We start from the raw sequence: 873 nt of genomic DNA, 5'->3' as shown, positions 1-873 counted from the left end.
TGATTTCGGTGGTGGGTCTGCAAGACATGATGTTCAAGGCCAAGCAGGCGGCAGACGCCACGCGCGAGCCTTTCACCTTCTTCCTCGCAGTGGCGGCGATGTATCTGGTGATCACCAGTGTCTCGTTGCTGGCATTGCGTCACCTTGAGAAGCGCTACTCGGTAGGCGTAAGGGCGGCTGATCTATGATCTTCGACTACAACGTCATCTATGATGCCTTGCCGCTGTACTTCAGCGGCTTGCTGACCACTCTGAAGCTGTTGGCGCTGTCGCTGTTCTTCGGTTTGCTGGTGGCCTTGCCCCTGGGCCTGATGCGGGTGTCCAAGCAGCCATTGGTGAACATGAGTGCCTGGCTCTACACCTATGTGATCCGTGGCACGCCGATGCTGGTGCAGTTGTTCCTGATCTACTACGGCCTGGCCCAGTTTGAAGCGGTGCGTGAGAGTTTCCTCTGGCCGTGGCTGTCCAGCGCGACCTTCTGTGCCTGCCTGGCCTTTGCCGTCAACACCAGCGCCTACACCGCGGAAATCATCGCCGGCAGCCTCAAGGCCACGCCTAACGGTGAGATCGAGGCGGCCAAGGCCATGGGCATGTCGCGCTACAAGATGTATCGCCGCATTCTCCTGCCATCGGCTCTGCGCCGGGCTCTGCCGCAGTACAGCAACGAAGTGATCATGATGCTGCAGACCACCAGTCTGGCGTCCATCGTGACCCTGATCGACATCACGGGCGCGGCGCGTACGGTCAACGCGCAGTACTACCTGCCGTTCGAGGCCTATATCACTGCGGGTGTGTTCTATCTGTGCCTGACTTTCATCCTGGTGCGCCTGTTCAAGCTGGCCGAAGGCCGCTGGCTGCGCTACCTGGCACCGCG

General features: G+C 60.0%; 1 protein-coding gene and 1 pseudogene. Both read left to right on the top strand.

Annotated features, from left to right (window positions below):
- A pseudogene (locus BLX41_RS00455) lies at window positions 1-188 on the top strand (arginine ABC transporter permease ArtQ); the annotation flags it as partial.
- Window positions 185-873: ABC transporter permease (locus tag BLX41_RS00450; protein WP_148059668.1), on the top strand; the 689-nt coding region annotated here is incomplete at its 3' end. The pseudogene BLX41_RS00455 and the gene BLX41_RS00450, both read left to right, overlap by 4 nt.

The organism is Pseudomonas protegens (assembly GCF_003732485.1).
Taxonomy (GTDB): Bacteria; Pseudomonadota; Gammaproteobacteria; order Pseudomonadales; family Pseudomonadaceae; genus Aquipseudomonas; species Aquipseudomonas protegens_B.
Note: the sequence above shows the minus strand (reverse complement) of the source record. Positions and strands in the feature narration are given on the sequence as shown.